The organism is Asaia sp. BMEF1 (assembly GCF_051628905.1).
Lineage (GTDB): Bacteria > Pseudomonadota > Alphaproteobacteria > Acetobacterales > Acetobacteraceae > Asaia.
The window spans coordinates 1-13968 of sequence record NZ_CP157575.1 but is presented as its reverse complement, the minus strand read 5'-3'; the positions used below and the strand labels follow the sequence as shown (position 1 = coordinate 13968).

Sequence of the window (13968 nt, the reverse complement as noted above, 5' to 3'; positions counted from 1 at the left end):
TTGCCTATTTTTTGGGCAGTGATTAATAAGGCATTGAAAATAAACAATTTTGCCAATCCGTATGGAAGAAACAGCGTCAAGACCTTGGAATCACAGGGTGTCAATCCCGGAATGAGCCGGAAAGTGGACAAATTTAGCGTCCCGTCACACAGAACGATCCCGTTTTGTTCGAAGTTCCGCTCAGCCAGGCTCCGACCGTTCCAACACACGCAGAAAATTGCCGCCCCACAGCGCCGCGAGTTCACTTTCGACAAATCCCTCCCGGCACAGGGCCTCAGTCACCGACGGGGTCTGAGAGGCGTCAGACCAGCCGTCGATTTGTCCACCGCCATCGAAATCCGAAGATACGCCGACATGAGCGACCCCGATCAGATCGGCCACGTAGCGGACGTGACGGGCGAGATCGGTCACCGAGGCCCTACCCTGCGCGCTCGGTTTGAGGAAGGACGACATGGCCGTGATCTGGATCACGCCTCCCGTATCGCGCAGGGCACGCAACTGCTCGTCATCCAGATTGCGCGGATGATCGCACAAGGCACGCGCGCAGGAATGGCTGGCGACAATCGGTCGGGCTGACAGAGCGACTGCCTGCATCATGCTGGTTTTCGCAGCGTGGGAGACATCAACCACGATCCCGGTCTCGTTCATACGGGCAATCACGGCACGCCCGAGCGGTGAAAGCCCGCCATGCAGGGTGCGTTCGTCACCCAGAGTGGGCAGAGGGATAGCCGCATCGGCCAGATCGTTATGGCCATTATGGGTCAGGGTCATATAACGCACGCCCAAAGCCGACAGCCGATCGACACGGGAGAGGTCACCCCCCAATGCGTGGCCGTTTTCGACTGCGGGCACCACCACCACACGCCCCTGAGCCACAGACTCACGCAGCGTGTTCACCCGCGAGCAAACCGCGACTGACTCGCTACCAAGGCCATTAATGACGTCGAGCATGGCCTGGACACGCTCCCAAGCCTGCTGGCGTGGCTCGGCATCAAGCCTGGTCTGGGGGATATAGGCTGCAAGGCAGACAGCCCTGAGCCCCCCTGCACGCAGCTTGGGCAGATCGACCTGTCGCTCTGCCGAGCCGGTGGCGAAGTCGCCACGGTCGGGCCAGGGAATATCGATATGGGAGTCGAGCGTCAGGAGACGGTCGTGAAGGTCGGATATCATGTCTGTGTAAATGGTCTGTCGCGATGCCCCCGCAAGAGGTATTCCTACACTTCATGCCAATTTGAGGGGTCTGCATCCATGCGGCTGATGACGTGGAATATCAATTCGTTGCGGCTGAGACTGCCCTTGCTGCAGCGCCTGGTCGAAGAACAGAACCCGGACATCATCTGCCTGCAGGAAACCAAGGTTCCCGACCCCCTTTTTCCTGCCGATGCCCTGCGCGACATGGGCTATCCGCATCAGCATTTTCTTGGGATGAAAGGATATAACGGGGTCGCCATCCTCTCACGCCACGCCATCACCCCGATTGAGGCCTCACCCGACTGGTGCGGCAAGAGCGACACACGCCATGCTGGTATTTCGTTCGATACGAGCACGGGACCGGTCATTCTGCATGATTTTTATGTGCCTGCAGGTGGCGACATCGCCGACCCGAGCGTAAACGACAAATTTGCCCATAAACTGGCTTTTCTGGAGGAAGTAACCTTCTGGTTCACAGAAAACCCGCCCGTACGCTCGATCGTCGTCGGCGATCTTAACATCGCTCCGCTGGAACATGATGTCTGGAGCCACAAGCAGCTTGCCACCGTGGTCAGCCACACACCCCCGGAGATCGAACGGCTGAAGGCATGGCAGGATACCGGCTTTGTCGACGCCATGCGGCTTGTCGTGCCCGCACAGGAAAAGCTCTATACTTGGTGGTCGTACCGCAATCGCGACTGGAAGCTTTCCAACCGAGGGAGGCGTCTCGACCATATCTGGATGACGCCGGATCTCGCGCCTGCCATGAAGGGGATGGAGGTACTCAGGGACGTGCGCGACTGGGCCAGTCCGTCAGATCACGTGCCAGTGGTAGTCGATCTCGATCTGAGCTTCGCGTAACGCGCACTCTGTCTTCGCGCGCAAGCTCGCACACTGACCGTTAAGGGGGTCTCACGCCCCCTTAGCCCTGCGGCGAGACCCAAATAGCCCCCTTCGCCCGAATACAAAAAAACCGGCGCCTTTCGGGCCGGTTTTTTTGTATTCGGTCCAGACCGGCCTGTCAGCCCATCAGAGCGTCGCTGCCTTCCGGATTCAGGCGATAACCGCCGCCTTCCGTCAAAAGCAGAGACGCGTTAGCCGGATCGGGCTCGATCTTCTGGCGCAGACGATAGATATGCGTCTCGAGCGTATGCGTCGTGACGGCAGCGTTATAGCCCCAGACTTCGTTCAGCAGCACCTGACGGGCAATCGGGCGATGCCCGGCACGATAGAGATATTTCAGGATCGCCGCTTCCTTCTCCGTCAGGCGAATACGGCGGTTCTTGGCCGGCTCCTGAAGAATTTTGGAAGAAGGACGGAAAAGATACGGCCCGATCGGGAAAACGGCGTCTTCGCTGTTCTCGAACAGGCGCAGCTGGGCGCGCAGACGCGCCAGCAGCTCTGCGATGCGAAACGGCTTGGCCACATAGTCATTGGCCCCTGCATCGAGCCCACGCACCACGTCCGCTTCGTCATCCGAACCGGTCAGGATGATGATCGGCATGCGAATACCCTGACGACGCAGCTCGGCGCAGAAATCGCGACCATCGCCATCGGGCAGGGTGACGTCTAGGAGGATGGCATCGACACGCACATCGGTTACACCAAGCTTTTCCTTTGCTTCGGCAACGGAGGCAGCCTGAATGGGCTCGAACTCACCCTCGAGTTTGAGCTGTTCGACCAAGAGTTGGCGAAGCGTATCGTCATCGTCAACAATCAGGACAGGACGCGGACCAGGCATGTATAACCTTCTCTCACCATCTTTGGGGGAGTACCCCTGAGCCAAGACCAACCTTCTACAAAGAAGAAAGTGCCTTGTTTTGACCGGAAGACTTACACGTATATCGTGACAACGCCAATGCGATCGGAGCTTACCCCCGGAGCGATACCGGCGTTTACACGCAATTTACCCTTAAATTAATGTTCAGGCGTGAGGTTTGTGACATGAACGTCATATTAAGACATGGAGAAGGGCGTTCAGGGGCACTTTTCGTCAACGATCTGCGCCTGCCCGCCCTGATTGGTGCTGGCGGAATCAGGCTGGACAAGTCGGAGGGCGATCAGGCCACCCCTGTAGGATTTCTTCCCTTCCGTCAGGTTTTCTACCGGGCTGATCGCGTGGCACGCCCGCAGACAAGCCTGCGCGTCGAGGCTCTGAGCCCTGACGATGGCTGGTGCGACGACCCTGGCCATCGCGATTACAACAGACATGTCGCCCTACCTCATGAAGCACGGCATGAGCGGCTCTGGCGTGAGGACCATTGCTACGATCTTTGCGTTGTTCTCGGCTGGAACGATGATCCTGTCATGCGCAATCGCGGCTCGGCCATTTTCCTGCACCTGCCCCCCGAAAGCGGCGTGACTGAGGGCTGCATCGCCCTCGAAGCGCCACTGCTGCGCAAGCTGATCGCCTCAGGCGCGACAGGTATCGAGGTTCGCAGGGACTGAGCCCCTTAAGGGCGTATGGCTGGGCGCCGCCGGCTTATTAGCCGCCCTCGCCCACGGGCTGCTCTGCACCAGCTTCCGAAGCGGGCTCTACGGGTGGCGCCATATAGACCAGCAGGTCGCCTATGGCCGGGGTCACCGGGAACTGGTCCTCTGCCGAACGGATGGAAATGGATTGACCGCGCCGGATGGACAGAAAATCCAGACGGTTCGGCACGGCACCGAATGACGCGGCACTTGCTTCGTCGGCCATGGCTGTCGCAAAGCGCCAGCCTTTCTCGAACAGCATGTCGATGAGCGTAAAATTCCAGGACGGATCGCCCAGGAGCTTGCCGCGCGCATCGCGTGACAGACCGTGATAGAAATCGAGCCGTGCGACGCCCGGGCTGATCTGGAAGACACGCTGACGCCCCATATGCGGCGCCATATGAGCACAGACGAGGCCGTTATAAATAGCGTCTGCCGTTGTCGAAATGAGATAATCGGCAGGCCGCTCTTCCAGCGCTTCCTCACCATATTGGGAGAGCAGTTCGGCTCTGAGAACCGGCACCCCCTGACGCATTGCAGGGATGAGCGTGTTCGAACGGTTATCGACCAACAAAATGGGAATGCCCGAGGCGCTGAGGCATTTCGATAGATCGATCGACCATGACGAAGCACCGACAATAGCCAAAGCGGGCTCGTTCGAAAGCGTCAATTTGAGCCAGCGGGCGATGGGACGCAGCGAGAAACCATGAAAGATCATTGTGCCGCCGATAATCGCGAAAACAGCGGGCATAATGAGATCAGCACTGTGATAGCCCGCATCGGTCATACGGTAGCCAGCAGCACCGGCCACCGCGGCGGCGACGATACCGCGCGGAGCGATCCAGGCAACGAAGAGACGCTCCTGCCATTTCAACCCCGTGCCGATGGTCGAGAGGAAGATCGCCAAAGGGCGCACCCCAAACATCACAGCAGCGGTCAGCAGGCAGATCGGCAGTGAAAGATGGGCCAGAACTTCGCGATGCAAATCGGCCGTCAGCATGATGAACAGAACCGCCACCACAAGAACGACGAGCGATTCTTTCATGCGGCGCAATTCGGAAAGACCCGGCACGTGCAGATTGGTCAGCGCCATGCCGAACACGGTCGCCCCGACAAGCCCGGCGCCTTCCATGCTCATATTGCAGACGCTGAAAATCAGCAGAGCCAGGGTGAGCAGCAAGGGCGTCTTGAGCGGCTCGGGCATGAGATCGCGCACGAAGAGATAACGCACGAGATAGGCAGGCAGAATGCCTACAGCCAGAGATTCTGCGGTCGAGGCAAGTAGATCGGGCAGCACCGTAGTCAGAAACACATCGGTGCCGATCGGCACGCGGGTTGCGACAACCTGCAAAACCACAGCGGCGAGAATCGCCCCGATCGGATCGTTGATGATCGCTTCCCAACGCAGAAAAGCCGCCACCCTGGGCTGGAGCTTGTTATGCCGCAGCAGGGGCAGCACCACAGTCGGGCCGGTTACCGTGATGATGGCACCAAAAAGCGCTGCCACGCCCCATTCCATATGGGCGATGTAATGCGCTGCCGCCCAGCCCAGCCCCCAGGAGATGGGCAGAGCCAGCATGGTAAGGCGTGTCACCCCCTCGCCCGCTTCGCGCAACTGTCGGAAGTCGAGCAGCAATCCGCCCTCGAACACGATAATCGCGACCAGGAGCGAGACGAGCGGGCGGAAAATCCAGCCCAGCGCCGCAGAGGGATGGAGAATGCCAAGGCCGGGCCCGAAGATCAGGCCGAGCGCAAATAACAGGACGATGGCAGGGAGGCGAAAACGCCAGGCGACCCATTGGGCGCCGATGCCCGCCCCGAGGGTGAGCAATAGCCCGATAAACATTGCCAGCGCCATTATTTCGCCCTTACCCCTGCCCGATTAACAAACCACGCCCTGCGACGTGTTACTGCGCCTTGCGCTGGAGAACGGCGGCGAAAAAGCCATCCGTCTCGTTGCGGTGCGGCGTGAGCGCAAAGCCGCTCTCGCTGCGCAAGGGCTCGGGCAACATGTCGCCTCCCGCTGCCACGCGCTCGAAGCGGTCATTGCGCGCGAGAAACGCAGAAACCTGTGCTTCGTTTTCTTCATTCAGCAGCGAGCAGGTTGCATAGACCAGACGGCCGCCCGGCTTCACGAGCGTCGAGGCGCGATCGAGAATATCGGCCTGCTTCGCCTGCAGCTCGATAATATCCTGCTCGACTAGCCGGATGCGGGCATCCGGGTTGCGCCGCCAGGTGCCCGTACCCGAGCAGGGTGCATCGACCAGCACGCGATCAAAGGCGCCTGCACGACGCTTGACCCATTTATCGCCACTCACCAGCAAATGGCGCTCGACATTATGCACACCAGCGCGACGCAGGCGTTTGACTGCCCCCTCAAGACGCGGCGATGAAACGTCACAGGCAACGATCTGCCCCTTGTTTTCCATCCCCATGGCGATGGCAAGCGTTTTGCCGCCTGCTCCAGCGCAGAAATCGACAACGCGCTCGCCCGGCTTGGCATCCAGCGCTCCGACGATGAGCTGACTGCCCTCGTCCTGAATTTCGATGATCCCTTCGCGAAAGCTCTGGGTCGCTGTCACCGGCTGGCGACCGGGGAGACGCAGCCCCCAGGGTGAAAGCGGCGTGGGCGTGGCGGTGATCTGCTCGTTGCGCAGGGAACGGATCGCCTCGTCACGATGACCCTTGAGCAGATTCGCGCGCAGATCGAGCGGCGCGGCGCCATCGAGCGCCGCCATTTCGGTCTCGAGTGCCGGGCCGAAGGCCCGTTCCAGATAGGGATGAAGCCAGTCGGGATATTCGAGGCGGACCGGCCCCGGCATATCCGGGTCGTTCAGCTCTTTTCCGCCGAGGGCGGCCAAAGCAGCGTCTTCACGCGACGTCAGATGGGACTGGGCAAAGCGCTCACCATTGAACAGGGCACGCACCGTGCCGATCTCCTCACCGCCAAGCATGAGCGAGGCTGCGCATAGCGTGCGAGGAGAAGCCCCACCTGGAATATCGCGTAGATGCCAGTGCAGGCGGCGCCACTGACGCAGCACATCCCAGATACGAGCGGAAATGACCCGACGATCGCCGCCGCCAATATAGCGACGATCACGGAAATAGGCATTGGCCGTCGCATCTGCGGGACGGCGGGGGGCAGCCTCGATGGCGCAAAGCAGATCGATGGCAGCGGAGAGTCGGGCGGCGGGAGTCATGCTCCCGCGCTTACAAGTTTTTGTCAGTCCTGGCGATAGTTAGGTGCTTCACGCGTGATGGTCACGTCGTGAACGTGGCTTTCGCGCAGGCCCGCATTGGTGATGCGACGGAAACGCGTGCGCACCTGAAGATCGGCAATCGTGGCCGACCCCGTATAGCCCATGCCAGCCTTCAAGCCGCCCACGAGCTGATGCACTACAGCCGCCATGCTGCCCTTGTATGGGACCTGACCCTCGATACCTTCAGGCACAAGCTTGAGCGAATCCTTGACCTCGGCCTGGAAGTAACGATCGGCCGAACCACGTGCCATGGCGCCAAGCGAGCCCATGCCGCGATACGCCTTGTACGAACGCCCCTGATGCAGGAACACTTCGCCAGGGCTCTCTTCACACCCGGCCAGAAGCGACCCGATCATCACGACATCGGCGCCAGCGCCAATGGCCTTGACGATATCGCCCGAAGTACGGATGCCGCCATCTGCAATCCCGAAAATACCTGCCTCATGGCAGGCTGCCGATGTTTCCATGACCGCCGAGAATTGTGGCACGCCCACACCGGCTACAACGCGCGTCGTGCAGATCGATCCCGGCCCGATGCCGATCTTGACGCAATCGGCACCGACACCCGCCAGAGCGATAGCCGCTTCGGGCGTTGCAACATTACCGGCGATGACCTGAATACCGGGATGGCGCGACTTCAGCGTTGCTACCGTATCGAGCACACCGCGTGAATGACCATGGGCCGTATCCACGATGACGATATCCACCCCTGCCGAAACCAGCGCCTCGGCACGCGCCAGACCGTCGGCGCCTACACCGATAGCAGCGGCGCAACGCAGACGACCGAACTGATCCTTGATCGCGAGAGGATGGGCTTCGGCCTTGTCCATGTCCTTGACTGTAATCAGGCCCGTGCAGCGATTCTGATCGTCAACCACCAGCAGCTTCTCGATGCGATGACGATGTAGCAGATCCTGCGCCGTTGCGGCATCGGCACCATGACGCACCGTCACCAGCTTGTCGCGCGTCATCATGTCGCGCACAGGGGTCGACAGATCGCTGGTAAAGCGCATGTCGCGATTGGTGAGAATACCCACCAGCTCACCCGTACCCGGCATGACGACTGGCAAACCGCTGATGCCATGCTGCGCCATGATGGCATGCACATCACGCAGGGTCTGGTCGGGGCCGACCGTTACCGGATTGACGACCATGCCCGATTCGAAGCGCTTGACGCGGCGCACGTGCTCGGCCTGCTCTTCGATCGAGAGGTTCTTGTGAATGACGCCCATACCGCCCTGCTGCGCCATGGCGATAGCCATCGCGTCTTCGGTCACGGTGTCCATAGCCGAGGAGAGCAGCGGGATGTTGAGTTCGATGGAGCGTGTCAGGCGCGTACGGGTGGAGGCCTGAGCGGGAAGCACCTCCGAAGCCGCAGGCTCTACCAGAACGTCGTCAAAAGCGAGGGCTTCACGGATACGGTCATGCGACACGCTGCGCGACGCATAAGAACCAACACGTTCCCCAGCCATTCCGGTCGGTGTTTCATTGGTCGTGGTCATCTGCCGCTGCCTCCCCGCAAATCAATCAGGAAAGCCCGCGGCTTTCCTACCGTTGGCGCGTCCTCTTAGACCAAACCGGTCCGTGTTGAAAACAGGAGATTGCGTTCCTGCACGCAATTTCATCGATTTGCCATGCGAACCGCAGGGCTAAATGCGAAGGCTGGCAGCAGAGCAACCACCCCTTCTCCAATTGCCTTCAGGCGACCGCAGGTAGAGGGGCGTTACCGAATTCACCACGGAGGAACTCTCGTATGGACTGCGCTGCACGATAAGACGCACCACGCCGTGGCTGAGACCCGAATGTCTCGTGAATTATCTGTTCCTGGCGCGCGCGGTACAGAACATGACGCGATTCCGCCTGAGCCAATGCGGGAAGGATATCCTCTTCCCGTTCGACCACATCGCCAAGCGTCCAATGCCGAAAATGCGGATCGTCACGCCAGGCAACACCGTGCGGATTAAGAAAAACGCAAGGGCGCGGGCGGATCAGAAATTCATAAACCTGGCTGCTGACATCGCCGATATAAAGCGAAGCACGAGCAGTATGGGTCATATCAAGCAACGCCGAAGACGCCGTGTCGAGACTGACCCGCCCGCCTACCACGCTTTTGAAAAGTCGACGCCTGCTCCCGAAATCCTTGTGGAAAATCTTGATGTGGGGAGCAATCAGGAGATCGTAGTGATCAAGCTGATTCACGGCATAGACGAGCGGGTGAAGAAACCTGCCGTAAGATGACAAGCCCTTCTTGTAATGCGGATTGTAAAGCGCAACCGGCTTCTGGGTGGCAATCGATGGCTCCTGACACCGCTCCTTGCGCACCGCATCGAATTTCGGGTAGCCGATAATCCGCGTTTGCGTTGCCGTAGCCAGCTTCTTCGCCAGAAAACTCTCCGCAATTTTCGGCCCCGATACGAGAGAGAGGTCGAAATGACGAATGAGATGTTCGTCATTCACGGCGCGATCGCCCGCGCCGTGCTGGATCAAAATGAGCGCAGGACGCACAAGACCCATTTCGCGCAAAAGTCCGGCAGAATATTCGGTCGCCACCACTGCATCGAACTGTTCAAGCTGGGCGACATTTTCCCGCATGACGATTTCACGTTCGGCATCGAGGCGCCGCAGGCGACGAAGCAGTGCCGCCTTGCGGGACATCTTGAGGGAACCGCGCTCGATATTGCCGCCCAGATTATTGTCGCGCCGGATCGCCTCAAGATGCTGGGCCGTCTCGGGGAAGCTGACAAACTCAGTAACTGAGACATTCGGAAACTGTGAGAGTGCCGAAGAAACGGCAGCGACGTGATAGCACTGATAAGGCTCTGCGACGTAAAGAAACGCAATCCTCATTTGAGCCTTATCCTCTTCCCCTCAGTTGATGACGCTCCTTTATAGGCTAAATATTTATGACAATAAGTAACAATAAGATGCGGCGATTGACGACGATCCGCCTTCTCATCCTGCGAACTCAATACACAACCAAAATATATCGAGATAAACAAATATAAATAGTGAAATTTATCTATTTATATTTTGAACGTTATCTGATCATATTTCTATCGCGTATTATCTACACGAGGCAGATGTCTCCTGACCCGAAAAAACCTGAGCTTTTTTAATAACGAGAGAGAGAGATATGCACCGATTTCAGGACGAAGGTTGACCTCAATACTCCCACTCAAGCGCATTAGGCGATTTATCGCCTTGATAGATTTGTCAGGGCGCAAGCAGCCCCCCGCATAATTGCAACCGATATGTTACATTGCCCCGGCGCAAGGCGCCTCTCTCGCGGGCGGGCTACCCTGGGCCTAGCGCTCGTTAAAGCGCCCTGCGCTGACCTCTCGATAGTCGGCGCATTTTCGCAGAACAGTGAAGACCTCTTTGTCTGTCCCTGTCATGAAGGCCGCGACGTCACGATCGCGAAGGAAACGCAGCAGGGCCTCACGCCTTTCTGCATCCAGATGGTTGAGCGGCTCGTCGAGCAGTATGAGCGGTGTCCTGCCTGCTTTCCCTGCCGTCAGGGCAGCGTGGTTGAGAACGACATGCACCAGCATGGCCTTCTGCTGACCGCTGCTCGACAACGCCGCCTCGCGACCCGTCAGGGCATCCTGCAACAACAGATCGGCGCGATGGGCTCCGAAAGAAGTATTGCCTTTCCGGGCGTCCTCGCGTCGCGAGTGCTTCAGCGCCGCGCGCAACGTGTCCTCGACGGCGAGCGCAGGCCTCTTTGCCAGATCCTTTTCAACGCCGCAGACAAGACGCAACCGGGCGACAGGAAAAGACGTGTCATCAGTTACTGGAACACGGTTCATGGCTTCGACCAGCGCCATCCGGGAAGCCGTCAGGGCAACGGCATGGCGAGCGATACTGTCTTCGAGCCCATCGAGCCACGCCGATTGGTCGGGTCGGGTGGCAAGCAGCCTGTTGCGCTGCGTCAGGGCGCGCTCGTGAGCGGCGCTCTCACGCGCATGGTTAGGGTCGAGCGCAAGAACAAGCCTGTCGAGAAACCGGCGCCGTCCCGAGGCCGGATCGCTAAACAGGCGATCCATTTGCGGCGTCAGCCATATGGTCGAGAAATGCGGGGCAATCTGCCCCTGATTACGTACAACCTCGCCATCAAGACGAAAGACGCGTCGTGCAGGATTGGCCGGATCGGCCCCTGTAGCAAGTTCGAGCGCGGCATCGCCATCGCGAGCCAGGCGCGCCACAACGCCCCAGGAGCTGCCCTGATGGCGCTGGATCTGTGCATTCGCCGCGCTGCGCAGACCGCGACCGGGGGCAAGAAGCGATAGCGCTTCGAGCAGGTTGGTCTTGCCCGCACCATTCTCACCGGTAAGAACCACGAGGCGACTGCGCGGCTCCCACGCCAGACGCTCGTAATTACGAAAATCGGTGAGAACGAGCCTGTCTATACGCAAGTCAGGCCCGCCAATTCCCGCAATCAGACGCGCATTGGCATCAGCACATAAAGTGCTGTCGGCAGGTTGGTGTCACGCACCAGCGTCGGCGCTGCGCTATCGGCAAAAGCGAACTCGGCCTCGACATCGATCTGATCGGTGATGTCGTTGAGATAACGTGCCTGAAAGCCGATCTCGAGCGACGGCCCATCATAGGACACGCTGGTTTCGTCCAGCTCTTCCTTGGCCATACCCTGATCCGGACTGATCGCGGAAAGCGTCAGCAGATTGGTTTGCACCGCCAGCTTTACAGGGCGCGAGCGTTCCTGGCTGATCGCGGCCACGCGGGCCACGGCATCGGCAAATGCCTGCTTGTTCACACGGAGGAAGCGGTCGTTATTTTTCGGAATGACGCGCTCATATTCCGGGAAAGTGCCGTCGATCAGCTTCGACGTCAGCATCACTGCTCCGACGCGGAACTGGATGCGCGTCTCGGAGAGGCTGACCTGCACCGTGCCCGCACCCTCATCGAGCAGCTTGCGCAACTCGGCAACGGTCTTGCGTGGAATGATGACTCCCGGCATCTCACCGGCGCCCGCCGGCAGATCGGTTTCGACCCGGGCCAGACGATGCCCGTCAGTCGCTACCGCGCGCAGTTTGGGTGCGTCGCCATCCTTAGCAACATGAAAATAGATGCCATTGAGGTAGTAACGCGTCTCTTCGGTCGAGACCGCAAAACGGGTGCGGTCGACGAGCCCGCGTAGTACGGCGGCCGGGATCGAAAATTCGTGAGGCAGATCGCCCGCCACCATCGAGGGGAAATCCTCGACTGGCAAAACGTTCAGGCTGGTCGCATAACGCCCGGCGCGCAGAGCCAGCGGGGCATCACCGCCGCCATGATCGAGCTCGACCATCGAACCGTCGGCCAGCTTGCGCACGATCTCGTAAAGTACACTTGCCGGCGCCGTCACGGCACCGTCGCGCGCGCCTTCTGCTGCCACTTCCTCAACCACCGCAATTTCCATATCGGTGGCTGTCAGGCGCAGGAGATTGCCTTCGATCGACAGCATGACATTGGCAAGAATGGGGATCGTGTTCCGCTTCTCAGCAACGCTCTGGATATGGGCAAGGGCACGGATCAGCGTAGTGCGGTCAGCCTGGAATTTCATATGATCGTAGACCCTCGAACACCCGAAAAACAAAAAAACATTCTAGCAGAGCCGCAAGTTGCAGCAAAGAGATCAGCCCTCGAGCATACGGCGCAGAAGCTCGACATCCTCGGCGAACGCCACATCGCGCTCCATCAGCTCCTGTACCCGCGAGACGGCATGCATCACCGTTGTATGATCGCGGTTGCCGAACTTGCGCCCGATTTCGGGCAGGGAGCGGCTGGTTAGCTGCTTGGCCAGATACATAGCGACCTGACGCGGACGGGCTACGGCGCGCGCGCGACGGGCCGAGGACATATCCGTCAAACGGATATTCCAGTGCTCGGAAACCTTGCGCTGAATTTCCTCGATCGTCACACGACGATCATGCGCCTTGAGAATGTCATGCAGAACATCCTGCGTGCTTTCGAGCGTGACCGAACGACCGAAGAGATTCGCATGAGCGATGAGACGGTTCAGCGCTCCTTCAAGCTCACGCACATTCGACGTAATCTTGTGCGCGAGGAATTCCAGCACCTTGGCAGGAACCGCCACACCTGATGCAAGCGCCTTGGCCTCGAGGATGGAAATACGCAGCTCGAACGTCGTGGCATGGATATCTGCCACCATGCCGCAACCCAGACGAGTGCGGAGGCGGTCTTCAAGACCGGACAGATCGGAGGGCGACTTGTCGGCACTGACCACGATCTGCCGACCGGCATCGACCAGCGCGTTGAACGTGTGGAAGAATTCTTCCTGCGTATTGTCCTTGCCGATCAGAAACTGAAGATCGTCGATCATCAACACGTCGACCGAGCGCAGCTGCTCCTTGAACTCCATTGTCGATTGCGAGCGGATGGCCGCAATAAATCGGTACATGAATTTCTCGGCCGACATATAGGCAACCGATACGCGCCCGCCGCTTGTCAGCTCAGAGCCGATCGCATGCATCAGATGCGTCTTGCCCAGCCCCACGCCACCGTAGAGGAAGAGCGGGTTGAACCCAGGGCTGGACGGCTTTTCAGCCACACGACGCGCGCAGGCATAGGCAAATTCGTTCGGTTTGCCGACAACGAAGCTGTCGAAGGTGAATCGCGGATCGAGAGGCGCCGCCAGATCGTGACGCGCATCCTGAACGCTGGCCGCCTGAACGACAGGTGCCTCGATCTCGACCACAGGAACCGCAGCCTCTACAGCGACCGGCGCAGCCAGACCGTCACCGACGCGCTGCACCTGCAGCTCGACATGATGAACGGCGCGATTCTCGTTGCGCCACAATTCCTGCAGGCGGTCACCATATTGGCCGCGCACCCAGTCACGCAAAAAGCGGGTCGGGAGAAAAAGCGTTATTTCATCTTCTTCGAGCGGGCCGAGCACGATCTGCTGCAACCAGGTACGATATTCGACATCGCCGACCTCGACCCGCAGGCGTTCGCGCACCTTGACCCATTGTGCCGCCAGCACAGGCTCTGTGCCCGACGTACAAGAAACCGTTTCCGTCAT

Annotated in this window: 11 protein-coding genes; 2 read left to right on the top strand and 9 right to left on the bottom strand. The window is 59.4% G+C overall.

Translation table 11 applies throughout. From position 1 onward, the window contains the following. Positions 1-180: 180 nt before the first annotated feature. Complete coding sequence (locus ABHV46_RS00055; protein WP_438382185.1) at positions 181-1170, bottom strand: dipeptidase; 990 nt, start codon at positions 1168-1170, stop codon at positions 181-183. A 78-nt stretch (positions 1171-1248) separates the two neighbouring features. Here ABHV46_RS00055 and ABHV46_RS00050 point away from each other — a divergent pair, with 78 nt between their 5' ends. Further along, on the top strand, positions 1249-2052 hold the full coding sequence (locus ABHV46_RS00050) for an exodeoxyribonuclease III (RefSeq protein ID WP_438382184.1): 804 nt from the start codon (positions 1249-1251) through the stop codon (positions 2050-2052). A 160-nt stretch (positions 2053-2212) separates the two neighbouring features. On the opposite strand, the gene ABHV46_RS00045 is transcribed toward ABHV46_RS00050, so the two are convergent. Continuing rightward, positions 2213-2932 (bottom strand): response regulator transcription factor, encoded by a 720-nt coding sequence (locus ABHV46_RS00045; protein WP_188426341.1) that lies wholly within the window; start codon positions 2930-2932, stop codon positions 2213-2215. 203 nt (positions 2933-3135) lie between these two features. On the opposite strand from ABHV46_RS00045, the gene ABHV46_RS00040 reads away from it, so the two are divergent. Beyond that, positions 3136-3639 carry a L,D-transpeptidase family protein gene (locus ABHV46_RS00040; protein WP_336945481.1) on the top strand — a complete coding sequence of 168 codons (504 nt, stop codon included), beginning with the start codon at positions 3136-3138 and terminating at the stop codon, positions 3637-3639. Positions 3640-3676: 37 nt separating this feature from the next. On the opposite strand, the gene ABHV46_RS00035 is transcribed toward ABHV46_RS00040, so the two are convergent. The 7 genes from ABHV46_RS00035 to dnaA form a co-directional block, all read right to left on the bottom strand. After that, on the bottom strand, positions 3677-5521 hold the full coding sequence (locus tag ABHV46_RS00035; protein ID WP_438382183.1) for a cation:proton antiporter: 1845 nt from the start codon (positions 5519-5521) through the stop codon (positions 3677-3679). A gap of 49 nt (positions 5522-5570) precedes the next feature. Further along, positions 5571-6863, bottom strand: coding sequence for an RsmB/NOP family class I SAM-dependent RNA methyltransferase (locus ABHV46_RS00030; RefSeq protein WP_438382182.1), 1293 nt, complete (start codon positions 6861-6863; stop codon positions 5571-5573). A 23-nt stretch (positions 6864-6886) separates the two neighbouring features. After that, positions 6887-8395: an IMP dehydrogenase gene (guaB, locus tag ABHV46_RS00025; protein WP_438384468.1), complete on the bottom strand. Its 1509-nt coding sequence runs from the start codon at positions 8393-8395 to the stop codon at positions 6887-6889. Between the two features lie 226 nt (positions 8396-8621). Then, complete coding sequence (locus tag ABHV46_RS00020) at positions 8622-9770, bottom strand: hypothetical protein (protein ID WP_438382181.1); 1149 nt, start codon at positions 9768-9770, stop codon at positions 8622-8624. Between the two features lie 458 nt (positions 9771-10228). After that, positions 10229-11338: a DNA replication/repair protein RecF gene (gene recF / locus ABHV46_RS00015; protein ID WP_438382180.1), complete on the bottom strand. Its 1110-nt coding sequence runs from the start codon at positions 11336-11338 to the stop codon at positions 10229-10231. 23 nt (positions 11339-11361) lie between these two features. Then, complete coding sequence (gene dnaN, locus ABHV46_RS00010) at positions 11362-12486, bottom strand: DNA polymerase III subunit beta (RefSeq protein ID WP_336945486.1); 1125 nt, start codon at positions 12484-12486, stop codon at positions 11362-11364. Between the two features lie 72 nt (positions 12487-12558). Beyond that, a complete protein-coding gene (gene dnaA / locus ABHV46_RS00005; protein WP_336945487.1) occupies positions 12559-13968 on the bottom strand; it encodes a chromosomal replication initiator protein DnaA in 1410 nt (469 codons plus the stop codon).